Source organism: Pseudomonas sp. JDS08PS003, assembly GCF_045013505.1.
In the GTDB taxonomy this organism is placed as follows: Bacteria; Pseudomonadota; Gammaproteobacteria; order Pseudomonadales; family Pseudomonadaceae; genus Aquipseudomonas; species Aquipseudomonas protegens_B.
The window spans coordinates 1,562,945-1,587,504 of the sequence record NZ_CP120724.1; the positions used below are offsets into that span (position 1 = coordinate 1,562,945).

Here is a 24,560-nt window from a genome sequence, read left to right on the forward strand (position 1 = left end):
GGAGAGCCAGGTTCATATGATTCGCCGTTCGTTGCCCGCTGTACTTGCCCTGTTGTTTGCCGCCCCCGTCCTGGCGGCCCCTGCCGGCCAACAGACGCTGTTCAACTTTGTCCGGCCTGCCGCTGTGGTGCAGGTGGCGACACAAGATGCCAGCCTGCCACAGTCCAATGCGGAGCAAACGGCCGAAGGTGAAGTGCTGCGGCGAATCACCTTCAACCCGACCAGTCGGCCCAGCCTGAGTCTGAGCCCACAAAGCGGCGCCTGGGACTGGTCGCAGTCGGGGATGATGAGCCTACGCATCCAGAGCGCGATGAACTGGGCCTTGACCCTCTATGTGACCATTCAAAGCAACGACGGCAAGACCCTGGTCAGCCGCGTCGATCTGCCGGCGGGTCCGGCGCAGACCCTGCTGGTGCCGCTGGTGGCCAGTACTCCTCTGAGCCAGGGCATGAAGGCCGCACCGCCGATGCCGATGACCGTGGACGGCCAGCGCATCCTGCTGGCCAGCAGCGAAGGGCAATTGGACCGCAGCCAGGTGGTGTCGGTGACCTTGTCTCTGGATAGCCCCAAAGCCGCCCAGAGTATCCTCCTCGAACGTTTTGGCGTGCAGGATGGCGAGGGCGTGGTCAGGGCGGTCTACGGTTCTCTGGTGGATGGCTACGGCCAGTCGACCCGGGCCCGCTGGCCGGAAAAGATCGCCAGCGACGATCAGCTCAAGGCGGCCGATGCCAAGGAGCAGCAGCAACTCAAGGCGTGGCTTGGCGAGCGCGAGAAGACTTCCCTGGACAAGTTCGGCGGCTGGGACAAGGGCCCGAGCTTCAAGGCCAGCGGCTTCTTCCGCACGGAAAAACGTGATGGCCGCTGGTTCCTGGTAACTCCGCAAGGTCACCCGTTCTACTCCCTGGGCGTCAACACCGTGGCCCCGGACAACAGCCAGACCTATGTCGCCGGGCGTGAGTGGATGTTCAGCGCCTTGCCCAAGAACGGCGAGCCTCTGGCGAGCTACTACGGTGAGGGCGACAACCGTGGCGGCAACGGCGCCGACCAGGGACGTGGTTATAACGCCGGCCGCTGGTACGACTTCTATCGGGCCAACCTGCAACGCACCTACAGCGCCCCCTGTGCGATGGGCAGCGAAGCCCCGGCCGAAGCCTCCAGTAACGAGCCCAAGCCAGCGGCGCCTGAAGCCGCCGCAGTCCCATGTGCGACACCGGCCTTCGATGAGCGACGCTGGGTCAGCCACACCCTGGACCGCTTGCAGGCCTGGGGATTCAACACCATCGGCAACTGGAGCGCGCCGGCGCTGGGGTTGGCTGACCGGGTGCCCTACACTTTGCCGTTGTCCATCGTTGGTGACTACGCCAGCATCAGCACGGGCAGTGATTGGTGGGGCGGCATGCCGGACCCTTTCGATCCGCGCTTTGCCATGGCCACTGAACGCGCCGTGGCCATCGCCGCCCGCGACCATCGGGACGATCCCTGGCTGATCGGCTACTTTGCCGACAACGAGCTGGCCTGGGCCGGCCCCGGTGACGATCCGAAAGCCCGCTATGCCCTGGCTTACGGCACCCTGCGCCTGACCACCGATGTGCCGGCCAAACGGGCCTTCCTCAAGCAATTGCGGGACAAATACCGCAATCAGGCGGGCCTGTCGAAAGCCTGGGGCATCGATCTGCCGGCCTGGGAGTTGATGGAAGACCCAGGGTTCGTACCGCCGCAGCCAAGTCCCGAGCACCCGGAGATCGAGGCTGACTTCAAGTATTTCCAGAAAGTCTTTGCCGAGACCTATTTCAAGACCATCGCCGACTCGCTGAAGTGGCATGCCCCCAACCATCTGCTGCTGGGCGGTCGCTTTGCCGTCAGCAACCCCGAAGCGGTGGCGGCCTGTGCCCAGTACTGCGATGTGCTGAGCTTCAACATGTACACCCTCAAGCCTCAGGACGGTCAGGACTTTGCGTACCTGCGCAGCCTGGACAAGCCGGTGCTGGTGACCGAGTTCAATTTCGGCTCCCGGGACCGTGGCCCGTTCTGGGGCGGCGTGACCGAACTGGCCCGGGAGGAAGATCGTGGACCGGCCTACGCCAATTTCCTCAAGCAGGCTGTGAGCGAGCCATCGATTGTCGGTGTGCACTGGTTCCAGTATCTCGACCAGCCTGTAACCGGGCGTCTGCTGGATGGTGAAAACGGCCATTTTGGTCTGGTGGGGATTACCGATGTGCCCTTCCAGGGGTTTGTCGACAGCGTGCGCAAGAGCAACCTGCAGGCTGTGGATCAATTGGGCAAGGAGGCGCAAAAGGCCCGAGTCCAGGCACAACAGGCAGCGGCTGCCGAACACGGCTCCGGGGATGAGGGCAAGGGCCGCGGAGCCAAGGAAGCGGGCGCGCGCGCCGGTGGCCACTCCGGCAACGGCCACTGATCTGTCCAGGGCTCTGGATCAATGAGCGGAGCCCTGTCGGTTGTTCCCAAATCGGTTCAGGGCTGGAACAATGCGCGCCACGTTGTCGAGCATTGTCGTGGGGAGAGTCAGGGTGCAGATTCAAGGTCATTACGAACTTAAATTCGAGGCGGTACGCGAAGCCTTCGCGGCGCTTTTCGAAGATCCCCAGGAGCGCGGCGCGGCGCTGTGCATCCAGATCGGCGGGGAAACGGTCATTGATCTGTGGGCCGGCACCGCCGACAAGGACGGTGCCGAGGCGTGGCACAGCGATACCATCGCCAACCTGTTCTCCTGCACCAAGACGTTCACTGCGGTCACCGCCCTGCAATTGGTGGCCGAAGGCAAGCTCAAGCTGGATGCGCCGGTAGCCAATTACTGGCCGGAATTCGCCGCGGCAGGCAAAGCCGCCATTACCCTGCGCCAATTGCTCTGTCATCAGGCGGGCTTGCCGGCCCTGCGCGAATTGCTGCCTGCCGAGGCCCTCTACGACTGGCAGACCATGGTCGATGCCCTGGCCGCCGAGCAGCCCTGGTGGACGCCGGGAGAGGGCCACGGCTACGCGGCCATCACTTATGGCTGGCTGGTCGGCGAGTTGATCCGGCGTGCCGATGGGCGCGGGGCGGGAGACTCCATCGTGGCCCGGGTCGCCACGCCTCTGGGGCTGGACTTCCATGTCGGCCTGGCTGACGAGGAATTCCATCGGGTGGCACATATCGCCCGTGGCAAAGGCAATGTCGGTGACGCCGCGGCGCAGCGCCTGCTGCAAGTGACCATGCGCGAGCCGGATGCGATGACTACCCGGGCGTTTACCAATCCACCGTCTATCCTGTCCAGCACCAATAAACCCGAGTGGCGGCGCATGCAGCAACCGGCGGCCAATGGTCACGGCAATGCCCGCAGCCTCGCCGGGTTCTACAGCGGCCTGCTCGATGGCAGCTTGCTGGAAGCCGATATGCTCGAAGAGCTGACCCGAGAGCACAGCCTGGGCATGGACAAGACGTTGTTGACCCAGACTCGCTTCGGCCTGGGTTGCATGCTCGACCAGCCTCAGGTGGCCAATGCCACTTTTGGCTTGGGCGCGCGGGCATTTGGGCATCCGGGGGCCGGGGGCTCCATCGGTTTTGCTGACCCTGAGCATGATGTGGCATTCGGTTTTGTGACAAATACCCTGGGGCCTTATGTATTGATGGACCCCCGGGCACAGAAGCTGGTGCGGGTTTTGTCGGATTGTCTGTAAAAAGGTTGCTGTTAAGAACTTTTTTGCTTAAACATGCTTGGAAAGCTGCAGGACGGAACCCTGTGGCTTTTATAATTTCCAAGCGTCTGTTTGTACCGGTCATGTAGACCGAATTTTTTATCTCATTTTGTGGATATCCCATGTCGTCGAACAAGTCTCTAGCCTTGGCCATCTGCCTGACCGTCACTGGTTGTGCACAAACCCCACAAAATGAAGCGGATGGCGGCCATTGGTGGTCGTTCGGGTCCGATAAGGCCAGCAGCAAGGAAGCCCCGCAGGCCGCTGAAAAACCCGTCACAGCCGAAGCGCCAGCTCCTGCCGCTCCTGCGGGCAAGCCGGCAGTGGCGGCCAAGCCCGCAGCTCCTGCGGCCGCTGCCGGTAAAACCACCGCTTCCGCGAAGCAGGCGGCGCCAGCTGGCAAAGCTCCGGTTGCCGCCAAGCCGGCAGCAGCCGAGCCAGCTCCTGCTCCTGCCCCTGTAGCCGCAGCACCTGCCGCTCCTGCCGCCAAGGCCGAGAGCAGCAACTGGTGGTGGCCGTTCTCTTCCAAGGATTCCGCCGACAAGCCTGTGGCTGAGGCCAAAAAGGCCGAGCCGGCTCCGGCTCCAGAAGTTGCCAAGGCCGCAGACTCCGAGACCCACTGGTGGTGGCCGTTTGCCAAGAGCCAACCCAAGCCACTGAGCAAGGTCAACGTGGCGGACATCCCGATGCCCGACCCGAAAATCACCCAGGCCTGGCTGGACGACTACGAGCCACGCCTGCGTGAAGCGGTTAAGGACAGCAAGCTGCAAATAGAGCGTCGTGAAAATGTGCTGGTAGTGACTGCGCTGGTCGACGCGTCCTTCAACCCGGACCGTCCAGCCATGCTGCTGCCGGTAACCCTGGGCCCATTCACCCGCGTGGCCAAGGCCGTTGAAGGCGATCCCAAGACTGCCGTACTGATTCTCGGCCACGCCGATGCGACTGGCCCGACCCTGGCCAACCAGAAGCTGAGCCGTGATCGCGCCCAGTCTGTTGCTGCCATCTTCAGCCTCAGTGGCTTGAAACAGGACCGCCTGATGCTGCGTGGCATGGGTTCGGTCATGCCGCGTGCAGCCAATGACAGTCCTCAAGGCCGTTCGCTGAACCGTCGAGTGGAAATCATGCTGACCCAGCGCAGCACCATGCTGGGCCTGCTGAGCAAGTACAACCAGCCGACGCCGTCCGAGACCGAAATGGTCGCCGTGCAGGACGCCAAGCCGCCCGTTCCTGCCGCCACCGGCAAAAAGGCCGCAGCGTCAGCGAAGAAGTCCACCGTTGCCAAGAAGCCGGCAGCCAAGAAGGCTCCAGCGAAGAAAGCCGCAGCTCCAGCGAAGAAAACTACGGCTACCGCTCAGGCTAAAAACTGATTCTCAAGGATAAGGAAGCAGGCATGACTCAGTCTCTGGCTGATATGCGCCGGGATTACACCCGCGATGGTTTGTCCGAGGCCCAGGCCCCGGGCGAACCTTTTGCGCTGTTTCACCAGTGGTTTGCCGATGCGGTGAAAACCGAGCAACCACCGGTAGAGGCCAATGCCATGACGCTGGCGACTGTCGATACCGACGGTCGTCCCCATTGCCGCATCTTGTTGCTCAAGGGGTTGGATGAACAGGGTTTCACCTTCTTCACCAACTACGAAAGCGCCAAGGGCGAGCAACTGGCCGCGCGCCCTTTTGCCGCCATGACCTTCTTCTGGCCGACCCTGGAGCGTCAGGTTCGGATCGAAGGAAGGGTGGTCAAGGTCACTCCCCAGGAGTCTGATGCCTACTATCAGGTGCGCCCTCTGGGGAGTCGGTTGGGGGCCTGGGCTTCACCGCAAAGCCGGGTGATCGCCGATCGCGACCAGTTGCAGGAGTTGCTCAAGGCCACTGAGGCGCGCTTCAGCGATAGCCAGCCCGATTGCCCGGAACATTGGGGTGGTTATCGCCTGCTGCCCGAGCGCATCGAGTTCTGGCAGGGGCGTCCCAGCCGTCTGCATGACCGTTTGAACTATCGCCTGCAGGCGGGGCAGTGGAGCCGGGAACGTTTGGCCCCCTGAAACGCGCAGATCACTCGCCGGGATAACCGGCCGCGGCGGCTTCCAGCCATTGCGGCAGGTCCCGGCGTTTTACTTTCTGGCGTTGGGCCTCGGCCAGCTGTTGCAGCATGAATTGCTTCTTCTGTTCATCGGTTCCGGCCAGGGACAAGGCCAGGTCCCGGTCCACCCAGCGCTTGATGCGCACGTAGAGCCACCAGTGAAAATACAGGCCGGCGATGGTGGTCACGATGATGATGAAGTAATCCATGAAAAATCCTTTGCTCGGTGGCGCTATGCTGGAAACCGGCGTTACCGTATTGAGAAGGTTCAGCGTTCATACAGTCTGTACTTTGGCTGAATGAAACCAATTTTATCCGGGCTGCGCCGTGACAGGCGTCAAGCTGCGGAGTCTAATGTCCATCTGTCCTTTGGAGTTGATCCTATGCGTAAGTCTGTTTTGCTGGTTGCGTCTTTCACCACGATGGCAATGTTGCTCGGCGGCTGTGCCTCAAACCTGACCGGTGACTCTTACTCCCGTGATGAAGCGCGTCGTGTGCAAACCGTACGCATGGGCACCATCGAGTCCCTGCGTCCAGTGAAAATCGAAGGTACCAAGACCCCGATCGGCGGTGCTGCCGGTGCTGTCATCGGCGGTGTGGGCGGCAGCGCCATCGGCGGCGGCCGTGGCAGCATCGTCACTGCGGTGATCGGTGCGGTAGCTGGTGGCCTGCTGGGTTCGGCCACTGAAGAAGGTCTGACCCGTACCCAGGGCGTGGAGATCACTGTCCGTGAAGACGACGGCAGCATGCGTGCCTATGTACAGCAGGTACAGGAAAACGAAGTGTTCCGTGTTGGTGATCGCGTGCGCATCATGAGTGTCAACGGCACCAGCCGCGTTACCCGCTGATATTTCTGCTACAAAACAAAACCCCGACCAGGCAACTGGTCGGGGTTTTGTGTTTTCAGGCTGGCTGATCCTGCTTGATCAGGAGGTCAGCGCCGTGTTCTTGCGGCTGGCGGCGGCGGTAACCGCATAACCGATCAGTGCGGCCAGCAACGAGCCGGTGAGAATCCCCATCCGGTCCATGCCGGCGTATTCGCTGCTACCGGGCACGAAGGCCAGGGAGCCGACGAACAGGCTCATGGTGAAGCCGATCCCGCACAGAATCGCCACACCGAGCACCTGTCCCCAGTTGGCGCCGGCAGGCAGGGAGGTGAGCCCGGTCTTGATCGCCAGCCAACTCAGGCCGAACACGCCGATGGTCTTGCCCAGCAACAGGCCGATGGCGATCCCCATAGGTACATGGTGGGTGAAGCTCTCAAGCGTTACGCCGCTCAGGGACAAGCCGGCGTTGGCGAAGGCGAACAGCGGCAAGATGCCAAACGCCACCCAAGGATGCAGTGCATGTTCCAGTGCCTGGGCCGGCGAGGGTTCGGCATTGCGGGTACGCAGGGGAATACAGAAGGCCAGGGTCACGCCGGCCAGCGTCGCGTGGACCCCGCTCTTGAGCACGCAGACCCAGAGGATCAGGCCGATGATCATGTAGGGCCCAAGTTTCACCACCCCCATTCGGTTCATCGCCACCAACGCAGCGATACAGGCGGCCGCCAGCATCAGCGACAGGGTCGACAGGGCGCCGGAGTAGAAGATCGCGATGATCACGATGGCTCCCAGGTCATCGATGATCGCCAGGGTCATCAGAAACAGCTTCAGCGACGTGGGGACACGCTTGCCCAGCAGGGCCAGAACCCCCAGGGCGAAGGCAATGTCAGTGGCCGTCGGAATCGCCCAGCCATTGAGTGCCGCCGGGTTGTCACGGTTGAGAAACCAGTAGATCAGGGCCGGTACCAGCATGCCGCCAATGGCTGCCAGGCCTGGCAGGACGATCTGCGAAGGCTTGGACAACTGGCCTTCCAGGACTTCGCGCTTGACCTCAAGGCCGATCAGCAGGAAGAACAGGGCCATCAGGCCGTCGTTGATCCACAGCAACAGCGGCTTGGCAATCTTCAAGGCACCGATCTGGGCCACTACCGGGGTTTCCAGCAAGCCGTTGTACAGCCAGGACAGTGGTGAGTTGTTGATGATGAGAGCCAGGATGGCAGCGGCGATCAATAACAGACCGCTGGCAGCTTCCATGGCAAAGAAACGAGTGAAAGTGCTACGCAGAGGCAAGGTCGCTCTCCATCTAAATCTAAAAAAGGTGGCACACCCTAACCCGTACAGTTAGTTGTTAAAACAAAAGTTATATTCTTTTTTGTTATATGTAGCAGGCAAGCGGCCTGCTGAAAAAGCTCCCTTGCAGTTGTGTTTCCAATTGCTTACCAGCTGTACCTGTCAGGGGCTGGAGATATTTCCTAACATGTCCGTCGCCAGGGGCTTACAGATGGTTTTCCTCCAGGGAACAATCACCTGATTGCGCCGAACCCGGATCACCTAAGCTGGGTGCATTTCATTTTCTTGCGCCGGTACGGCGTTCGATCCGACGAGAATAGAACATGAGCGACAATCGCCAGTGGGCCCGTGAGGCCATCCGCATCATCGAAGCCGACTTCCAGCGCAGTGCCGACACCCATCTGATTCCGCTGGCGCTTCCAGGCCAGCCGGGTATCGAACTGTATTTCAAGGATGAATCCAGCCATCCCACCGGCAGCCTCAAGCACCGCCTAGCCCGCTCGTTATTTCTCTATGCCCTGTGCAATGGCTGGCTCAAGCCCGGCGCGCCAGTGATCGAGGCCTCCAGTGGGTCCACGGCGATTTCCGAAGCCTATTTCGCCCGTCTCCTGGGGCTGCCTTTCATTGCCGTGATGCCAGCCACTACCTCCCAGGAAAAGATCGCGCAGATCGCCTTCTATGGCGGCAAGAGCCATCTGGTGCAGGACCCGACACAGATCTATGCCGAATCCGAGCGCCTGGCTCGGGAGAGCGGCGGCCACTTCATGGACCAGTTCACCTACGCCGAGCGGGCCACCGACTGGCGGGCCAACAACAACATCGCCGAGTCGATCTTCCAGCAGTTGCGTTTCGAGCGTTACCCGGAGCCTAGCTGGCTGATCTCCAGTCCGGGCACCGGCGGCACTACTGCGACCCTGGGCCGCTACGTGCGCTATCGCCAGCACAGCACCCGGGTGCTGTGTGCCGACGCCGAGCGTTCGGTGTTCTTTGATTTCTACCAGAGCGGCGATGCCAGTTTGCGTCTGGATTGCGGTTCGCGGATTGAAGGCATTGGCCGGCCACGGGTCGAGGCTTCCTTCCTGCCCAAGGTGATCGACGCCATGGTCAAGGTGCCGGATGCCTTGTCCCTGGCGGCCATGCACTACCTGGCCCAGCGCCTGGGTCGCCGGGTCGGCGGTTCCAGCGGCACCAACCTGATCGGCGCATTGATGGCCGCGCAGCAGATGGCCGCCGCGGGCGAGACGGGTTCGATCGTGGCGATTCTCTGTGACGGTGGCGAGCGCTATGCGACCACTTACTACGATGAGCAGTGGCTGGCGGAGCAGGGGTATGAGTTGGATGCCTTGATCGATTCGGTAGCGGCCAGTGTCGAACGTGGCGAGGCACTACCCGCCAGCGTATTGCGCGCCGGCATCTGAACCTGTCGTAGGAGCCGGCTTGCCGGCGAAGGGGCCCTTGAGCCGTGCGTTGTTCTGGATGACGCCTTCGCTGGCAAGCCAGCTCCTACGGTAGACGGTAGGAGCCGGCTTGCCGGCGAAAGGGCCCGTCCGTCAGGCCTGAATCCCGAGGATGTCCCGGGCCACGGCTTCGGCAATGCGAATCCCGTCCACACCGGCGGAAAGAATCCCCCCGGCATAACCGGCGCCTTCACCGGCTGGATACAACCCCTTCACATTCAGGCTCTGCATCGATGCGTCACGAGTGATACGCAGCGGCGATGAGGTGCGGGTCTCGATCCCGGTCAACACCGCGTCGTGCAGGGAGTAGCCCTTGATCTGCCGCTCGAAGGCCGGCAAGGCTTCGCGAATGGCTTCGATGGCAAAGTCCGGCAGGGCCGGGGCCAGATCGCCCAGGCTCACCCCCGGCTTGTAGGACGGCTCGACGCTGCCCAGAGCGGTAGTGGGTTTGCCGGCGATGAAGTCGCCCACCAGCTGCGCCGGAGCCTGATAGTTGCTGCCACCCAGGACAAAGGCGTGGGACTCCAGGCGTTCCTGGAGTTCGATGCCCGCCAATGGGCCGCCCGGGTAGTCCACTTCAGGAGTGATGCCTACCACGATGCCCGAGTTGGCATTGCGCTCGTTGCGCGAGTACTGGCTCATGCCGTTGGTCACCACCCGGTTCGGCTCGGAGGTGGCCGCGACCACGGTGCCGCCCGGGCACATGCAGAAGCTGTAGACCGAACGGCCGTTCTTGGCGTGGTGCACCAGCTTGTAGTCGGCGGCGCCGAGTTTCGGGTGGCCGGCGTACTTGCCCAGGCGCGCGCTGTCGATCAGCGATTGCGGGTGTTCGATACGGAAGCCCACCGAGAACGGCTTGGCTTCCATGTACACGCCACGGCTGTGGAGCATGCGGAAGGTGTCGCGGGCGCTGTGGCCCAGGGCCAGGATCACGTGCCGGGAGTGCAGTTGTTCGCCGCTGGCCAGTTCCACGCCCCGCAGTTGGCCGTCTTCGATCAGCACGTCGGTGACCCGCTGCTCGAAGCGCACCTCACCGCCCAGGGCGATGATCTGCTGGCGCATGTTTTCCACCACGCCGGTGAGGCGGAAGGTGCCGATGTGCGGCTTGCTGACGTAGAGGATTTCGTCCGGCGCACCGGCCTTGACGAACTCGTGGAGCACCTTGCGGCCGTGGTGTTGCGGGTCCTTGATCTGGCTGTAGAGCTTGCCGTCGGAGAAGGTCCCGGCGCCGCCTTCGCCGAACTGCACGTTGGACTCGGGGTTGAGCACGCTTTTACGCCACAGGCCCCAGGTGTCCTTGGTGCGCTGGCGCACTTCCTTGCCGCGCTCGAGGACGATCGGCTTGAAGCCCATCTGGGCCAGCAACAGGCCGGCAAAGATGCCGCAAGGGCCGAAACCCACCACGATCGGTCGTTCGTTCAGGTCTGCCGGAGCCTGGCCCACCACCTTGTAGCTGACATCCGGCGCCGGGTTGACGTTACGGTCGTCGGCGAACTTGAGCAGCAGCGCCGCTTCGTCGCGCACGTTGAGGTCGATGGTGTAGATGAAGCACAGCTCGGAAGACTTCTTGCGCGCATCGTAGCTGCGTTTGAACAAGGTGAAATCGAGCAGGTCATCGCTGGCGATCCCCAAGCGCTGCACGATAGCGGCGCGCAGGTCTTCATCGGGATGGTCGATCGGCAACTTGAGTTCGGTGATTCGTAACATGACAGGATCCGGGTAGGCGGTGCGCAACAGTGCGCCGGCTTGCTTTGCACAAACCGGCGATTATAAGCCGCAATCCACCGTCGCCGTGAGGCTAAAACCGCTGCTCGTCGAATCAGTCGTTGCGCGAGCCGCCGAAATAGCCGCAACCGCGCTGGACCTGACCATCCACCCGCAGCTCGGCGCTCAGGTGCTGGACGCTGCCGGTAACGGGGTCGACGCAGCGTTGCGGTGCGACCCAAAGCTCCACGCGCTGGTGATTGGCCTCGCTGGTGAGGTTGAAACGACCGTCGCCCAGTTGCTCTTCCAGATAGGGCAGGGCCAGGGTTGGTTGGCCGGCGCGCTCGATCATCATGCCCTTGGCACTGACATCGACATTCCAGGCCGGGTTCTTGCTGCCGGCCCGCAGGATCAGACGCTGGAAATTCGGGTCGTTGCAGGCACTGCCGGAACGTTCGATGCGATACAGCTGGCGCAGGTTCAACTGCCCGTCGCTACTGCCGCTGGCGGAAAACTTGCCTCGCAGGTCGGCGAACAGCTTGCCCTGTTTCTCAGCCAGGGTAGCGGCCTCTTGCAGCACACTGGTATCGCCGCCGTCGCGGACCACATAACGGCGATCTTCGGTGCAGGGCTTGAACAGCAACTTGCCGTCTGCCGCACTGAGTTCCCCCTGCATCCGGGTCAGCCCGGCCATGGATGGCGCCTCGGGTTGTGAGTTGAACATCGGCAACATCTGGCAGCCGGCAAACAGCGGCAACAGGGCGAAACAAAGCAGTGAACGGGCGGTGCGCATCATTGGGCCTCCAAGCGGAAGCCGACACGTTACGCAGCCCGCCCGGTCACCACAACCCCGGATTGAACGCGGCAGCGCCATCAACCGTAGGAGCCGGCTTGCCGGCGAAGAGGCCCTGAAGCCTTGTGTGGTTCGGGAGGACGCCTTCGCTGGCGAGCCCTACACAAGCCGGATCAGCCGACGTGGTAGGTCTGGCCGGTCTGCAGGCCTTCCACGCTCTTGGCGTAGGCCAGGGCCACGTCGGCCGCCGGCACCGGCTTGAAGCCGCGGAAGTAGGGGGCGTAGCTGCCCATGGCTTCCTGCAGCACGTTGGGGCTGATGGAGTTGACTCGCAGGCCCCGGGGCAGCTCGATGGCGGCGGCCCGCACGAAGCTGTCGATGGCGCCGTTGACCAGGGCGGCCGAGGCGCCGCTGCGGATCGGGTCGTGGCTCAGCACGCCGGTGGTGAAGGTGAAGGAGGCGCCGTCGTTGGCGTATTCGCGGCCGATCAGCAGCAGGTTGACCTGGCCCATCAGTTTGTCCTTGAGGCCCAGGCTGAAGTGCTCGGCGGTCATTTCCCCCAGCGGTGCGAAGGTGACGTTACCGGCGGCGCACACCAGCGCATCGAAGCGCCCGGTCTTTTCGAACAGCGCGCGGATCGACTGGCTGTCGCTGATATCCACCTGGAAGTCACCGCTGGTGCGGCCGATACGGATCACTTCGTGACGCTGGGACAGTTCCCGGTCTACCGCCGAGCCAATGGTGCCGTTGGCACCGATCAAGAGAATTTTCATGGGCTGTTCCTCAAAGGGGGGGGGACGAGGTTGCAGTCTAGAGTGGTTTTTTTTGTGGATTAACGCGCTAATAGGCAACCTTTGGTTTTCAAATGGAAACAATCCGTGAGCGAGATGGATGACCTGGCGGCATTTGCAGTATTGGTGGAGGCGGGCAGCTTTACCCTGGCTGCCCAGCAACTGGGGTGCAGCAAGGGTCAGTTGTCCAAGCGCATCAGCGCCCTGGAAGCCCGCTACGCCGTGGTACTGCTGCAACGTACTACCCGTCGCCTGGACCTGACCGCCGCCGGCGCGGCGCTTCTGCCTCAGGCCCAGGCGCTGGTGGTCCAAGTGGAGCGGGCCCATCAGGCCCTGGCCCGGCTCAAGGACGATATGGCCGGCCCGGTGCGCCTGACGGTTCCGGTGTCCCTGGGAGAGACCTTTTTCGATGGCCTGCTGCTGGAGTTCTCCCGGCACTACCCCCAGGTGCAGATCGAGCTGGACCTGAGCAACAGTTACCGCGACCTGGCCCGGGAGGGGTTTGACCTGGCGGTGCGTTCGGAGGTGGCCAATGATCAGCGCCTGGTCGCCCGGCCGCTGCTGGCCTGGCATGAGATGACCTGTGCCAGCCCGGCTTACCTTGAGCAATACGGCGAGCCGCAGACTCCCCGGGAGCTGGCCGAACATCGCTGTCTGCTCAACAGTCATTACAGCGGACGGGAGGAATGGTTGTATCACCAGCGCCACGAGCTGTTGCGAGTGCGCGTCAGCGGGCCCTTCGCCAGCAACCACTACAACCTGCTGAAGAAAGCCGCCCTGGCGGGAGCAGGCATCGCCCGGCTGCCTTCCTATGTGCTGCACAGCGATCTGGCCGACGGTCGCCTGCGCTGGCTGCTGCGGGATTACCAGACCCGCAGCATGCCGATGTATCTGGTGCATCCCTATCAGGGCGGCCTGCCCAAGCGTACCCAGGTGTTGGCCGATTACCTGATGGACTGGTTCCGCCGCAGCGGCGAGGCCCTGGATCGCCTCTAGGGCCGCTCGTCGTTACAGCGCGCGGCGATAGCGACGGGCGAGCAGTTGATCGAGAGAGAACACGCCCGGGCCTTTGGCCGTCAGCAGTAGAAGGATGGCCGCCCAGGTGCCGTGGGTCGGGTAGGCATCCGGGTAGACGAACAACTGGATGGTCAGGGTCATCCCCAGCAGCGCCAGGGCGGAAAAGCGCGTGGCCAGGCCCAGCAGGATCAGCATCGGGAAACAATGCTCGGCAAAGGCCGCCAGGTGCGCCGCTACTTCCGGCGTCAGTAGCGGCACGTGGTATTCGCTCTGGAACAGGGGAATGGTCGAATCCGCCAGACGCGGCCAGCCCAGCTGGAAGGTGCCGTCGATCAGGTCGATGGCCAGCCCCTCGACCTTGGTCTGGCCGGATTTCCAGAACACCGCGGCGATGGAGAACCGCGCGATAAAGGCAATCAGGCTGTAGGGAATACGCTCGAACCCTTGAATGATTCGGTTCAGCAGTCCACTAACGGGGGCAGGATTCTGGGTGTTCATGGTCAAGCCTTTTGGTGAGGTTGCAGGTCGATAACGGCGCCGTGGCCCAGCAGCAGGCCCAGGCACTGGCCCAGGTCGAAATCGGCTTGGGCATCCAGGGCATAGGCGGCAGCGATTTCCAGCGGCCAGTGGTTGTGCAGACTGTCGATGAAGGTGGCGCTGCCGGCGTCCAGCGCGATGACCTCCACCTCCAGGGCATTGCGCAGCACCAGGGCGTACTGGCCCTGATACAGGTCGAACGCAGGCCACGCCGCCTCGCTCTGGTGAGCGGCCCACAAGCTGACGACGGCGAAGTGTGAGTGCAGGGTGCGCAGCGACGGATGCAACAGCAGGCGCACCTGCCCGAGGCTGTCTGGCCGGCTCATCGCCGCCGCCAGGTGCGCCGGGTCCAGGGGGCGTGCGTCGGCGGCGTGATAGGCCTCGACCCGCAGCCGTTCCAGGCGCGCCACATCGGCCAGATAGGGCAGGGCGGCGGCGGGAGCAAAGCCCTGGATAAAGTCGCCCAGGTCCTGGCCGTAGTCGCTGAGCAAGGGGCTGTGGGGCGCGAAGTCCTGCACATAGTGACGGGCCATGGCGTCGAAGAAGGCCTGGCCCACCAGTTGCGCCACCACCGGGTAGGTCGCCGAAAGGGCGTTGATCAACGAGCTCTGCACATTGTTGCGATAGACCGCGAAGCGGCTGGCCGGATCGGCGCCGTTGCTGCTGCACAGCCCCGCAGGACAGATCGCCTCGCTGCTCAGCAGGGCGTTGGCAAAGGCGGCTTGGCTGCTCATGGCTGCACCCGGGCACGCTGCAGCAACGCCTGGGCCTGATCGGCCTCGACCACCAGGGTCGCCAGGCTCGGCACCTGATTGTCCCGCTCGATCAGGGTGGCCATGGGGCCGATCCTCTTCAGCGTTTGCCGATACAGGGCCCAGACTTCCTGGTCCACCGGAGCGCCGTGATCGTCGATCAACAGACGGTCACCGAGGTTGTCTCGGTCTTCGGCGAACCCGGCCAGATGAATCTCGCCCACGGCGTGCAGCGGCAGTGCCTGCAGATAGGCCAGGGGATCGCGTTGGTGATTGATACAGGAAACGTAGAGGTTGTTGACGTCCAGCAGCAGGCCGCAGCCGCTGCGCCGGATCACCTCCTGGATGAAGTCCGTTTCGTCCAGGGTCGAGCGCTGGAATTGCAGGTAGGTGGCCGGATTCTCCAGCAGCATGGTTCGCCCCAGATGGTTCTGCAGCTGATCGATGTGTTCGCAGACCCGCCGCAGGGTCGGCACGTCGTAGGCCAGGGGCAGCAGGTCATTGAGAAACACCGGGCCGTGGCTGGACCAGGCCAGGTGTTCGGAAAAGGACTGGGGTTGATAGCGCTCGATCAAGACCGCCAGGCGCTGCAGATGCTCGGTGTCCAGGGGCCCTTCGCCGCCAATGGACAGGCCGACACCGTGCAACGACAGCGAATAGTCTTCGCGGATCAACCCCAGGTAATGATGGAAGGGCCCGCCCGCCACCATGTAGTTCTCGGCGTGCACCTCGAAAAAACCGACATCGGGTCGCTGTTCGAGGACATCCTTGAAGTGTTCGCTCTTGAGCCCCAGGCCTGCACGGGGCGGCAGGCACGAGGCGGACGCCTGAATGTCGTGGCGGGGACGCTGGATCAGGGTTGTGTTCATCATCGACACTCAGGCAGGCGCGGGATCAGGACTTGGCTTTGAAGGCTTCGAGCTGGCCGAAACCGGTGGGCGAGGTGCTGCTGGCGGTTTTTTCGCAAGTGCCTTTTGGCACCAGTTTCCAGGCGTTGGCCTGGTCATTGAGCTTGGAGGTCCCGGCGCAGGTGGTGCCGGCGCCCGCGGCACAGTCGTTCTTGCCCTTCATGGCCACGCCGAAGCATTTCTCCATGTCGCCGGCCGCCTGGGCGGTGGTGGAGACGGCAGCGATGCTCAGGGCGGAGCCCAGAGCCAGGACCAGGGCGGTAGCGGACAGGGTGCGAGTGTTGCTCATGGTGTTTCTCCAGATCGGGGTGGGTTAAGGAAGCATTCGTGCTTGCTTACCCCTCTAGAGAAGGCTCATCGGCATTCGTTACAGGTGGGGACAGTTTTTTATTCCGGGATAAAAAAAACGGCCCCGAAGGGCCGTTTTCATTGACGCAGGTGCTTAGCCGCCCAGGTAGGCTTCACGCACCTTCGGATCGGTCAGCAGCGACTCGCCGGTACCTTGCATCACCACCCGGCCATTCTCCAGCACATAGGCGCGGTCGGCGATCTTCAATGCCTGGTTGGCGTTCTGCTCCACCAGGAACACCGTCACGCCGTCGCGGCGCAGCTGTTCGATGATGTCGAAGATCTGCTGGATGATGATCGGCGCCAGGCCCAGGGACGGTTCGTCCAGCAGAAGCAGCTTGGGCTTGCTCATCAGCGCACGGCCGATGGCGAGCATCTGCTGCTCGCCGCCGGACATGGTGCCGCCGCGCTGAGTGAAGCGCTCCTTGAGCCGTGGGAACAGCTCCAGGACCTTGTCCATCTGCTCCTGGTAGTCGCCCTTGTCGGTGAAGAAGCCGCCCATGGCGAGGTTCTCTTCCACGGTCAGGCGGGCGAATACCCGGCGGCCTTCCGGCACCACGGCAATGCTCTTGCGCATGATCTGCGCCGAGCTTTGTCCCACCAGCTCTTCACCCAGGTAACGGATGCTGCCGCTGTGAGCCTGTGGCGAGCCGCAGAGGGTCATCAAGAGGGTGGATTTGCCGGCACCGTTGGCGCCGATCAGGGTGACGATTTCGCCCTGGCGGATCTCGACGTTGACGCTGTGCAACGCCTGGATCTTGCCGTAGTAGGTGGAAACGTTTTCGAACTGCAGCATTTACGCTTCCCCCAGGTAGGCTTTGATCACTTCGGGATTGTCGCGGATCTGTTCCGGCGTACCGTCGGCCAAGGGGGTGCCCTGGTTGATCACGACGATATGGTCGGAAATGCTCATGACCAGCTTCATGTCGTGCTCGATCAGCAGCACCGTGACGTTGTGCTCCTCGCGCAACACGCTGATCAGCGCTTTGAGGTCCTCGGTTTCCTTGGGGTTGAGGCCGGCGGCCGGCTCGTCGAGCATGAGAATTCGCGGGCGGGTCATCATGCAGCGGGCGATTTCCAGACGCCGTTGCTGACCGTAGGCCAGGGTGCCGGCGGGACGGTTGGCAAACTCCCGCAGGTTGACCTTGTCCAGCCAGTAGCCGGCGTACTCCATGGCTTCGCGCTCGCTCTTGCGGAACGCCGGGGTCTTGAACAGACCGGCCAGGAAGTTGGTGTTCAGGTGACGGTGCTGGGCGATCAACAGGTTCTCGACCGCGGTCATGTCCTTGAACAGCCGTACGTTCTGGAAGGTTCGCACCACGCCCTTGCGGGCGATCTTGTGGCCCGGCAGGCCTTCGATCGGCTCACCGTCCAGGAGGATGCTGCCGGCGCTTGGCTGGTAGAAACCGGTCAGGCAGTTGAACACCGTGGTCTTGCCGGCCCCGTTCGGGCCGATCAATGCCACCACTTGTTTTTCCTTGACGGTCAGGGCCACACCGTTGACCGCCAGCAGGCCGCCGAAGCGCATCGACAGGCCCGTTACTTTGAGGATCTCACGGCTCATTTGCGCAGCTCCATGTGAGGACGTTGCATGGGCAGCAGACCTTGAGGACGCCAGATCATCATCAGCACCATCATGGCGCCGAACATCAACATCCGGTATTCGCTGAATTCACGCATCATTTCAGGCAAGAGGATCATCACGATTGCCGCCAGGATCACACCCAACTGCGAGCCCATGCCACCCAGCACGACGATGGCGAGGATGATCGCCGACTCGATGAAGGTGAAGGACTCCGGGGTTACCAGGCCTTGGCGCGCGGCGAAGAAGCTGCCGGCGAAACCGGCGAACGCGGCGCCCAGGGTAAAGGCCGAGAGCTTGATCACGGTGGGGTTCAGGCCCAGGGCGCGGCAGGCAATCTCGTCTTCACGCAGAGCTTCCCAGGCACGACCGATAGGCATGCGCAGCAGGCGGTTGATGACGAACAGCGCCGCCAGCGCCAGCAACAGGGCCACCAGGTAGAGGAAGATCACCTTGTTGATCGAGTTGTACTGCAGGCCGAAGAACTCGTGGAAGGTCTGCAGGCCTTCCGCTGCCTTGCGCTCGAAGGTCAGGCCGAAGAAGGTCGGCTTCTCGATGTTGCTGATGCCGTTCGGACCACCAGTGAGATCGGTCATGTTGCGCAGCAGCAGACGGATGATTTCACCAAAGCCCAGGGTCACGATTGCCAGGTAGTCACCTCGCAGGCGCAGCACCGGGAAGCCCAGCAGGAAGCCGAAGGTGGCCGCCATCAGGCCGGCGATCGGCAGGCAGATCCAGAAGCTCAGGCCGAAGTAGTGCGACAGCAGCGCGTAGCTGTAGGCGCCGACGGCGTAGAAGCCCACGTAACCCAGGTCCAGCAGGCCGGCCAGACCGACGACGATGTTCAGGCCCAGGCCCAGCATCACGTAGATCAGGATCAGCGTGGCAATGTCCACCGCGCCGCGAGAGCCGAAGAACGGCCAGACCAGAGCGCCGAGGATCAACGCCAGGATGATCCAGCGCTGGGTGCTGGGCAGGGTCAGGAAGTTGCTGGCCTTGGCCGGAATCAGCGGCATGCTGGGAGAAGACTTCCAGGCGGCGCTGATCTGGCTATGGAACAGCACCCGCAGGAACATCAGCACCGAGCACAGCGCGATGGTGGCGAGGATGGTCGGGCTGGTGTTGTGGACTTCCAGGTTGATGCCGACGATGGTCAGTTTCAGGCCCAGCACCGGGTAGGCGACGGCCCAGACCAACAGGGCGCTGAACAGCGCCGATTTAAGATTCCTAGTCATACTTTCTCAACCTCCGGACGGCCCAGAATGCCGGTCGGACGGAACAACAGCACCAGAACCAACAGGCCGAATGCCACAACGTCCTTGTACTGGTCGCCGAACACGTCGGCACCAAAGGCTTCAGCCACCCCCAGCACCAGCCCGCCGAGCATCGCGCCCGGAATGCTGCCGATGCCGCCCAAGACCGCCGCGGTGAAGGCCTTCAAGCCCACCAGGAAACCGGCGTTGGGGTTGATCACACCGTATTGCATGCTCAGCAGCACGGCGGCGATGGCCGCCAGTGCGGCGCCGATCACGAAGGTCAGGGCGATGATGTTGTTGGTATTGATCCCCAGGAGGTTGGCCATCTTGATGTCCTCGGCGCAGGCACGGCAGGCGCGACCCAGGCGAGAACGGGAGATGAACAGCGTCAGGCCGAGCATGGCGACTAGAGTCACCACGAATACCACGATCTGCATGTAGGAAATCAGCACTTCATGTGCGCCACCTGGCCCGATGGAGATGTTGCCCGGGATCAGGTTAGGGATGGATTTGTCCTTGGAGTCTTGCGCCAGCAGAACGGTGTTCTGCAGGAAGATCGACATGCCGATGGCGGAGATCAGCGGGATCAGGCGGTTACTGCCACGCAAGGGGCGGTAGGCGATCCGTTCGATGCTGTAGCCGTAGGCACTGGTGACGACGATGCTCGCGATAAAGGCTGCGGTCATCAACAGCGGGACGCTGTCGAGTCCCATCATGGCCAGCCCGGCGATGGCGATGAACGCCACATAGGAGCCGATCATGTACACCTCGCCGTGGGCGAAGTTGATCATTCCAATGATGCCGTAAACCATCGTATAGCCGATGGCGATCAGGGCATACGTGCTGCCAACGGTGAGACCGTTAACCAGCTGTTGGAAAAAGTGATAGATGTCAGGCATTACAACGCTCCTAAAAACCTGATACGCATTTCACTGGTGGAGTCATTTTCCCGCCCAGGCCCCGTGGATCTGCACCCACTTCGGGCTGGGTTTTGCCAGCGAACCGCTGATGACGGTTTTGAGATTTTCAGGTGGGCGGGATTCCGGATCACGGAACACAGGCCCATACATTCGTAAAACAAAGCCCACGGCGAGCCGTGGGCTTTATTGGCAGTCAGTCAGGGCACGCCTTACTGAGGAGAGACTTCGGTTTTAGGTTTGCCGAAGTGCCACTCGTAGACCACGAATTTGAAGTCTTTCAAGTCGCCCTTGGCGTCGAAGCTCAGGTCGCCAGTGGGGGTCTTGAAGGTGCCGGCGTGGATGGCTTCAGCCACCTTGGCCGCGTCTTCGCTCTTGGCGTTGGTGATGGCACCCGCGATAACTTCAACGGCGGAGTAGGAAGGGAATACGAAAGGACCGCTCGGGTCTTCTTTCTTGGCCTTGAATGCGTCAGCCAGGGCGACGTTGGCCGGGTCCTGATCGAAGGATTTGGGCAGGGTGACCAGCAGGCCTTCGGACGCGTCCTTGGCGATCTGCGAGATGGAGTCGTTACCCACGCCTTCCGGACCCATGAACTTGGCCTTCAGGCCTTTTTCCTGGGATTGGCGCAGGATCAGGCCCAGCTCCGGGTGGTAGCCGCCGTAGTAGACAAAGTCGACGTTGGCTTGCTTGAGCTTGGCGATCAGCGAAGAGAAGTCCTTGTCGCCGGCGTTGATGCCTTCGAACACGGCAACCTTGGTGTTTTTCTTCTCCAGGGTCTGCTTCACGGCAGTGGCGATGCCTTCACCGTACTGCTGTTTGTCGTGGAGTACGGCCACGACTTTTGGCTTCACGTGGTCGGCGATGTAGTTACCGGCGGCGGGGCCTTGGGCGCTGTCCAGGCCGATGGTGCGGAACACCATTTTGTAACCACGGGCGGTGATGTCCGGGCTGGTGGCAGCCGGGGTGATCATGATCACGCCTTCGTCTTCGTAGATGTCGGAAGCGGGTTGAGTGGAGCTGGAGCACAGGTGGCCGACCACGAACTTGACGCCATCGTTGACCACTTTGTTGGCCACCGCCACGGCTTGTTTTGGATCACAGGCGTCATCGTATTCAACGGCTTCGAGCTTCTTGCCGTTGACGCCGCCCTTGGCGTTGATCTGTTCGATGGCCATTTTGGCGCCACTGAACTGCATGTCGCCGTATTGGGCTACAGGGCCGGTCTTGGGGCCGGCGATACCGATCTTGATGGTGTCAGCTGCGAACGAATGGCTGGCAACCCCGGCCAGGACCATAGCGGCAAACAGTTTGGAAATCTGCTTAGTAGCCTTATTCATAGTGCTCCACTCTTACTGTTGTAATTTTTATAGTTCCGGCGGCCTTGGTCGCAGAACCGAATCAGATATATCGCGATATCCGTCGGAAATGCCCCTGGCAACTGTACCGGTACAGTGTAGAGCGCCGGTTGTTCGCTTGAAAAGCTGGCGGCTGGGGGCAAAAACGCGGAGTGTCGCTTAATTGAAAGAAAAAGACAGATTTGCGGCGTGGCTTGCGCCCGGTTCGGCGTCAGTCCCTGGCGCTTCTGAGCTTCTCGATCGGTGACGCGTTTGCTTCTGGGTTTTTCTGCCAGAGCACCGACGTTATGATTGCGCCGATTTCATTTCTGGACAGTCCCATGACTCAAGAACCTAGCACCCTCTATGCCAAGCTGCTTGGTGAGACCGCATCTATCAGCTGGAAGGAACTGGAGCCGTTCTTTGCCAAGGGCGCCCTATTGTGGGTCGATGCCGACCTGGATCTGATCGAGGCGGCCCAGGCGGTGGCGGAGAATCAGGCGCAAAAAGTCGCGGCCTGGCTGGCCGAAGGGAAGGTTGAAAAGCTGTCTGCGACGCGGGCGTCCGATCTGTTGGAGCGTGATCCGCAGTTGTGGGCAGTGGTGGTCTCACCCTGGATTCTGACCCAGGAGAGGGCGTCGCGCTGAAGGTGTGCGCCGATTTGGTGCGCTGTTTTGTCGGACAAAAGTGTGTAGCCGAGTAACCGTGAATCCAGTGATGGCATCTTGCCGTGGAGAAAGGCCCCACAAGGGTTTCAGCCAAGGTGACGTTCACGGAAGGGGCACAGTTTCAAGCCCGTCCGACGAGCTGCTTAATTGTTTCGTGGTGTAAGCAAATTGACCCTTCGCCGGCGAGCCGGCTCCTGCACCTTGCAGGAGCCGGCTCGCCGGCGAAGCTCTTCTTAATAGGCCGTCTTGCCCGTGTGGCTATTGAGGGAGATGACCCGAGTCTTGCCGATGCGGTGACGGTAGATCTCGCGCAGGTACTTGATGGCCTTCTTCACGCAATCGCGCGACAGACGGATGTCGTTGATCGAGACGAACTTGTCCTTGTCGTTGATCAGCTCGCGGTATTTCTTCTCGTACATCGGCTTGATCGCGTACCAGTTGGTGTCGAGGATCTTCGCCGGGTTCTCGAATTCGTTGAGCAGATCGTCGATGCGGTCTTCGTCGAACTGGTCGCTGACGATGAAATCCAGCACCGAGTTGTCCAGGGTGTCGTCGAAGCGGTACGGATTGCGCGCAAAGCAACGCTTGATAAAGGCCACGATCAGGGTCAGGAAGTCATCCGACAGGCACGGGCTCTTGGCGATCAGGGTGGTCAGCGACAGGTTGGCCGAGGCGCCGATCACCAACGCGTAGCGCTTGAGGGTGGTGTTGGGGAACAGGCTGTTGAGGTGGGTCTTGAGCCGGTTCAGGTCCATGTAGGACAGCTTGTAGTCCTTGGGCAAGGACACGATCGAGACCACCGACGAGCAGTTCTTGAAGAAGTGCAGGTCGTGCAGCGCCGCAGCGTCATAACCCGAGGCCTTGTACTGCTCCAGGGCTGCGCGATAGCGCTTGGACTCGATAGGCAGCAGGCTGATGCCTTCGATGGCCTGGGTCACCTTGTTGAAGTGCGGCAGGTCGATGGAGCGGAAGAACAGGTCGTCGATGTTCAGGCGCTGCGGCTCTTTCTCGAACACCTTGAACTTGTCGCCGGTGGGCACCGGTTGCTCCGGCACCACGGATTCGGCGTAGGCGATCGCCACCGGGCCCGCCAGGCTCATGAACAGGTCGTTGGCGTCCAGGCGGATGGTCTCGCCGATGTCGATGCCGGCCCGACGGAAGTAGTTCTGGTCGTAGTCGGTGGTCACTGCCTGAGCGGTGAGGATGTTGAAGATCTGTTGGGAGATGTACTGGTTGGCGTGCTTCTCCATGGCGTTGACGTCAATGTTCTGGATGTTGCCGTCATCGCTTTCTTCGGCGTAGCGCATGATGTCGTTGGAGATCAGCATCATCGCGTTCCATGGGCGGATACGCCCCATGACGCTGGCTTCACTGCTGTCTTCATTGTCGAAGTTGTAGGAGAAGTCCCACTCTTCCGAAAGGTATTTGCACAGCAGGCGGCCGGCGTTGATGTGCAGCGCCTCGGACATTTCGCTGCGATGGTCCGAAATGTTCGGCAGCACGCAGATGCCGCTGGTGAAGATCGGCTCGAAGACGAAGGAGTGCCCGCTCTTGCTGTCGTGCTCGTCCATCGGCTTGGTGTCGAAGGTCTTGTTCATGTACGAGTACTGCTGGGCCAGGCCGAACTCCGAGGCCATGCCCGAACCGGTACCGCCGCCGGCGCTGAAGATCGAGAAGTACAGGCGCGACTGGTTGGCCTTGATCCCGCAGGAATCGATCAGGTACGAGTGGATCATTTTCCAGTCGGGGCTGGAGAAGCGCTGGGTGTCCTTGTTGAGGATGATCTTGGCCAGGTACTGGCCAAGGATCGGCGCGTTACCGGCGCCACCGGCGTGGACTTCCGAGAGGTCCATGATCTTCATTTTGCTGTAGTCGCGGATGAAGCCGCTCTTTTCGCCCTTGCGCGAGAAGCGGATGCGTCCGGCGATGTCCTTGTCCAGGTCGCCGAGCATCACCAAAGGCTCCACCAGGAATACCGGTTTGCTGGCTTTGTTCTGGCCCAGGCGCAGGTTCTGGCGGATCCACTGGCCGGGGCTGTAGCCACCGCCTTCGTAGGACTTGTCTTCGTTGTTGAATTCGTTGAGGTAGAACTTGCGGGCGTTGTACACCAGCTCCGCCACGTCCAGGGCAATGTTGGAGCCGCAGCGACCCAGGCCGATCAGGCACACCGACGGGAATTCCTGGTCGCGGCGATTTTCCTGCTCGTCTTCCAGGTGCGGCGGGCGCGGGAACACGGAGTCGCGCAGGCCATCGAGGTTGTCGAGGATGCGGTCGGTGTTGGTTTCGGTGAAATACAGGTACTGCTGGGTCGACAGGGGGCGTGAACTGGACAATGGCTTCGTATCTGAGTGGCTTGATGTGGGGGAGGTCAGCGTCATCTCGGAGACTGCGTTGGCAGGATTGTTTTTAGAAGTCATTGTGCGCCATATGCCTGGTCTGGTTGGCTCGAGGACGAGGTGTCAGCGAACCATCACGGAATGGGACCTCGCCGCTGCGTGGAGCGCGAATTTTGCCCAAGGCGTCAGGGTATTTTCTGAGCGTCGCTCGGGGGAATCCTTTCCTGAATCATGATGAATCGGCCAGTATTCGATGATCTTTAATCAAATGAGGG

General features: G+C 61.8%; 23 protein-coding genes. 8 read left to right on the top strand and 15 right to left on the bottom strand.

Annotated elements, in window-relative coordinates:
• Positions 1 to 16 precede the first annotated feature (16 nt).
• The 4 genes from P7C00_RS07135 to pdxH all read left to right on the top strand — a co-directional run bounded on the left by P7C00_RS07135 (position 17) and on the right by pdxH (position 5,730).
• Complete coding sequence (locus P7C00_RS07135) at positions 17 to 2,416, top strand: beta-galactosidase (RefSeq protein WP_404938446.1); 2,400 nt, start codon at positions 17 to 19, stop codon at positions 2,414 to 2,416.
• Between the two features lie 112 nt (positions 2,417 to 2,528).
• Complete coding sequence (locus P7C00_RS07140) at positions 2,529 to 3,674, top strand: serine hydrolase domain-containing protein (RefSeq protein WP_404938448.1); 1,146 nt, start codon at positions 2,529 to 2,531, stop codon at positions 3,672 to 3,674.
• 140 nt (positions 3,675 to 3,814) lie between these two features.
• The gene (locus tag P7C00_RS07145; protein ID WP_404938450.1) at positions 3,815 to 5,059 is read left to right on the top strand and encodes an OmpA family protein; all 1,245 of its coding nucleotides are present in this window, start codon (positions 3,815 to 3,817) and stop codon (positions 5,057 to 5,059) included.
• A gap of 23 nt (positions 5,060 to 5,082) precedes the next feature.
• Complete coding sequence (gene pdxH / locus P7C00_RS07150) at positions 5,083 to 5,730, top strand: pyridoxamine 5'-phosphate oxidase (protein ID WP_346635851.1); 648 nt, start codon at positions 5,083 to 5,085, stop codon at positions 5,728 to 5,730.
• Between the two features lie 10 nt (positions 5,731 to 5,740).
• Here the strand turns inward: pdxH and P7C00_RS07155 are convergent, their stop codons facing one another.
• Positions 5,741 to 5,977 carry a hypothetical protein gene (locus P7C00_RS07155; RefSeq protein ID WP_123727741.1) on the bottom strand — a complete coding sequence of 79 codons (237 nt, stop codon included), beginning with the start codon at positions 5,975 to 5,977 and terminating at the stop codon, positions 5,741 to 5,743.
• Between the two features lie 174 nt (positions 5,978 to 6,151).
• Here P7C00_RS07155 and P7C00_RS07160 point away from each other — a divergent pair, with 174 nt between their 5' ends.
• Complete coding sequence (locus P7C00_RS07160) at positions 6,152 to 6,616, top strand: glycine zipper 2TM domain-containing protein (RefSeq protein WP_025127763.1); 465 nt, start codon at positions 6,152 to 6,154, stop codon at positions 6,614 to 6,616.
• Between the two features lie 78 nt (positions 6,617 to 6,694).
• Here the strand turns inward: P7C00_RS07160 and nhaA are convergent, their stop codons facing one another.
• On the bottom strand, positions 6,695 to 7,882 hold the full coding sequence (gene nhaA / locus P7C00_RS07165) for a Na+/H+ antiporter NhaA (RefSeq protein WP_346635850.1): 1,188 nt from the start codon (positions 7,880 to 7,882) through the stop codon (positions 6,695 to 6,697).
• Between the two features lie 323 nt (positions 7,883 to 8,205).
• Between nhaA and P7C00_RS07170 the strand changes: the two genes are divergently transcribed.
• Positions 8,206 to 9,300 carry a PLP-dependent cysteine synthase family protein gene (locus tag P7C00_RS07170; protein WP_404938452.1) on the top strand — a complete coding sequence of 365 codons (1,095 nt, stop codon included), beginning with the start codon at positions 8,206 to 8,208 and terminating at the stop codon, positions 9,298 to 9,300.
• A gap of 132 nt (positions 9,301 to 9,432) precedes the next feature.
• On the opposite strand, the gene P7C00_RS07175 is transcribed toward P7C00_RS07170, so the two are convergent.
• From P7C00_RS07175 to P7C00_RS07185, 3 genes are all read right to left on the bottom strand, one after another.
• Complete coding sequence (locus P7C00_RS07175; RefSeq protein ID WP_404938454.1) at positions 9,433 to 11,046, bottom strand: NAD(P)/FAD-dependent oxidoreductase; 1,614 nt, start codon at positions 11,044 to 11,046, stop codon at positions 9,433 to 9,435.
• 112 nt (positions 11,047 to 11,158) lie between these two features.
• Complete coding sequence (locus tag P7C00_RS07180; protein ID WP_346635926.1) at positions 11,159 to 11,836, bottom strand: hypothetical protein; 678 nt, start codon at positions 11,834 to 11,836, stop codon at positions 11,159 to 11,161.
• A gap of 173 nt (positions 11,837 to 12,009) precedes the next feature.
• Complete coding sequence (locus P7C00_RS07185; protein WP_346635847.1) at positions 12,010 to 12,609, bottom strand: short chain dehydrogenase; 600 nt, start codon at positions 12,607 to 12,609, stop codon at positions 12,010 to 12,012.
• A gap of 105 nt (positions 12,610 to 12,714) precedes the next feature.
• Between P7C00_RS07185 and P7C00_RS07190 the strand changes: the two genes are divergently transcribed.
• Positions 12,715 to 13,623 (top strand): LysR family transcriptional regulator, encoded by a 909-nt coding sequence (locus P7C00_RS07190; protein WP_346635846.1) that lies wholly within the window; start codon positions 12,715 to 12,717, stop codon positions 13,621 to 13,623.
• Between the two features lie 12 nt (positions 13,624 to 13,635).
• Here P7C00_RS07190 and P7C00_RS07195 read toward each other — a convergent pair whose 3' ends face one another.
• From P7C00_RS07195 to P7C00_RS07235, 9 genes are all read right to left on the bottom strand, one after another.
• Complete coding sequence (locus P7C00_RS07195; RefSeq protein ID WP_404938456.1) at positions 13,636 to 14,142, bottom strand: DoxX family protein; 507 nt, start codon at positions 14,140 to 14,142, stop codon at positions 13,636 to 13,638.
• Between the two features lie 2 nt (positions 14,143 to 14,144).
• Complete coding sequence (locus P7C00_RS07200; RefSeq protein WP_346635844.1) at positions 14,145 to 14,915, bottom strand: DNA-binding domain-containing protein; 771 nt, start codon at positions 14,913 to 14,915, stop codon at positions 14,145 to 14,147.
• Positions 14,912 to 15,802 carry a DUF692 domain-containing protein gene (locus P7C00_RS07205; protein WP_404938458.1) on the bottom strand — a complete coding sequence of 297 codons (891 nt, stop codon included), beginning with the start codon at positions 15,800 to 15,802 and terminating at the stop codon, positions 14,912 to 14,914. Before P7C00_RS07205 ends, P7C00_RS07200 begins: the two co-directional genes overlap by 4 nt.
• Before the next feature lie 25 nt (positions 15,803 to 15,827).
• Positions 15,828 to 16,130: a DUF2282 domain-containing protein gene (locus P7C00_RS07210; protein ID WP_346635842.1), complete on the bottom strand. Its 303-nt coding sequence runs from the start codon at positions 16,128 to 16,130 to the stop codon at positions 15,828 to 15,830.
• Between the two features lie 153 nt (positions 16,131 to 16,283).
• Complete coding sequence (locus P7C00_RS07215) at positions 16,284 to 16,985, bottom strand: ABC transporter ATP-binding protein (protein WP_123727752.1); 702 nt, start codon at positions 16,983 to 16,985, stop codon at positions 16,284 to 16,286.
• Positions 16,986 to 17,753: a high-affinity branched-chain amino acid ABC transporter ATP-binding protein LivG gene (gene livG / locus P7C00_RS07220; protein ID WP_060837861.1), complete on the bottom strand. Its 768-nt coding sequence runs from the start codon at positions 17,751 to 17,753 to the stop codon at positions 16,986 to 16,988.
• Positions 17,750 to 19,006: a high-affinity branched-chain amino acid ABC transporter permease LivM gene (locus tag P7C00_RS07225; RefSeq protein WP_346635841.1), complete on the bottom strand. Its 1,257-nt coding sequence runs from the start codon at positions 19,004 to 19,006 to the stop codon at positions 17,750 to 17,752. The genes livG and P7C00_RS07225 overlap by 4 nt, the downstream gene beginning before the upstream one ends.
• Positions 19,003 to 19,926, bottom strand: a complete 924-nt coding sequence (gene livH, locus P7C00_RS07230) for a high-affinity branched-chain amino acid ABC transporter permease LivH (protein ID WP_346635840.1) — start codon at positions 19,924 to 19,926, stop codon at positions 19,003 to 19,005. Before livH ends, P7C00_RS07225 begins: the two co-directional genes overlap by 4 nt.
• A 230-nt stretch (positions 19,927 to 20,156) precedes the next feature.
• Positions 20,157 to 21,284 (bottom strand): branched-chain amino acid ABC transporter substrate-binding protein, encoded by a 1,128-nt coding sequence (locus tag P7C00_RS07235; RefSeq protein WP_346635839.1) that lies wholly within the window; start codon positions 21,282 to 21,284, stop codon positions 20,157 to 20,159.
• 338 nt (positions 21,285 to 21,622) lie between these two features.
• Between P7C00_RS07235 and P7C00_RS07240 the strand changes: the two genes are divergently transcribed.
• Positions 21,623 to 21,928, top strand: a complete 306-nt coding sequence (locus P7C00_RS07240; RefSeq protein ID WP_102878633.1) for a DUF2288 domain-containing protein — start codon at positions 21,623 to 21,625, stop codon at positions 21,926 to 21,928.
• A 254-nt stretch (positions 21,929 to 22,182) separates the two neighbouring features.
• On the opposite strand, the gene P7C00_RS07245 is transcribed toward P7C00_RS07240, so the two are convergent.
• The gene (locus P7C00_RS07245) at positions 22,183 to 24,366 is read right to left on the bottom strand and encodes a hypothetical protein (RefSeq protein WP_346635018.1); all 2,184 of its coding nucleotides are present in this window, start codon (positions 24,364 to 24,366) and stop codon (positions 22,183 to 22,185) included.
• Between the last annotated feature and the right edge of the window lie 194 nt (positions 24,367 to 24,560).

Bases quoted from the DNA above. Each gene is read 5' to 3' on its own strand.
- P7C00_RS07160 (WP_025127763.1), top strand. From the start codon at position 6,152: ATGCGTAAGTCTGTTTTGCTGGTTGCGTCTTTCACCACGATGGCAATG.
- P7C00_RS07175 (WP_404938454.1), bottom strand. From the start codon at position 11,046: ATGTTACGAATCACCGAACTCAAGTTGCCGATCGACCATCCCGATGAA.
- P7C00_RS07185 (WP_346635847.1), bottom strand. From the start codon at position 12,609: ATGAAAATTCTCTTGATCGGTGCCAACGGCACCATTGGCTCGGCGGTA.
- P7C00_RS07245 (WP_346635018.1), bottom strand. From the start codon at position 24,366: ATGACTTCTAAAAACAATCCTGCCAACGCAGTCTCCGAGATGACGCTG.
- P7C00_RS07170 (WP_404938452.1), top strand. From the start codon at position 8,206: ATGAGCGACAATCGCCAGTGGGCCCGTGAGGCCATCCGCATCATCGAA.
- P7C00_RS07155 (WP_123727741.1), bottom strand. From the start codon at position 5,977: ATGGATTACTTCATCATCATCGTGACCACCATCGCCGGCCTGTATTTT.
- P7C00_RS07215 (WP_123727752.1), bottom strand. From the start codon at position 16,985: ATGCTGCAGTTCGAAAACGTTTCCACCTACTACGGCAAGATCCAGGCG.
- P7C00_RS07225 (WP_346635841.1), bottom strand. From the start codon at position 19,006: ATGACTAGGAATCTTAAATCGGCGCTGTTCAGCGCCCTGTTGGTCTGG.
- P7C00_RS07200 (WP_346635844.1), bottom strand. From the start codon at position 14,915: ATGAGCAGCCAAGCCGCCTTTGCCAACGCCCTGCTGAGCAGCGAGGCG.
- P7C00_RS07210 (WP_346635842.1), bottom strand. From the start codon at position 16,130: ATGAGCAACACTCGCACCCTGTCCGCTACCGCCCTGGTCCTGGCTCTG.
- P7C00_RS07240 (WP_102878633.1), top strand. From the start codon at position 21,623: ATGACTCAAGAACCTAGCACCCTCTATGCCAAGCTGCTTGGTGAGACC.
- livG (WP_060837861.1), bottom strand. From the start codon at position 17,753: ATGAGCCGTGAGATCCTCAAAGTAACGGGCCTGTCGATGCGCTTCGGC.
- pdxH (WP_346635851.1), top strand. From the start codon at position 5,083: ATGACTCAGTCTCTGGCTGATATGCGCCGGGATTACACCCGCGATGGT.
- P7C00_RS07180 (WP_346635926.1), bottom strand. From the start codon at position 11,836: ATGCGCACCGCCCGTTCACTGCTTTGTTTCGCCCTGTTGCCGCTGTTT.
- P7C00_RS07135 (WP_404938446.1), top strand. From the start codon at position 17: ATGATTCGCCGTTCGTTGCCCGCTGTACTTGCCCTGTTGTTTGCCGCC.
- P7C00_RS07195 (WP_404938456.1), bottom strand. From the start codon at position 14,142: ATGAACACCCAGAATCCTGCCCCCGTTAGTGGACTGCTGAACCGAATC.
- livH (WP_346635840.1), bottom strand. From the start codon at position 19,926: ATGCCTGACATCTATCACTTTTTCCAACAGCTGGTTAACGGTCTCACC.
- P7C00_RS07205 (WP_404938458.1), bottom strand. From the start codon at position 15,802: ATGAACACAACCCTGATCCAGCGTCCCCGCCACGACATTCAGGCGTCC.
- P7C00_RS07145 (WP_404938450.1), top strand. From the start codon at position 3,815: ATGTCGTCGAACAAGTCTCTAGCCTTGGCCATCTGCCTGACCGTCACT.
- P7C00_RS07235 (WP_346635839.1), bottom strand. From the start codon at position 21,284: ATGAATAAGGCTACTAAGCAGATTTCCAAACTGTTTGCCGCTATGGTC.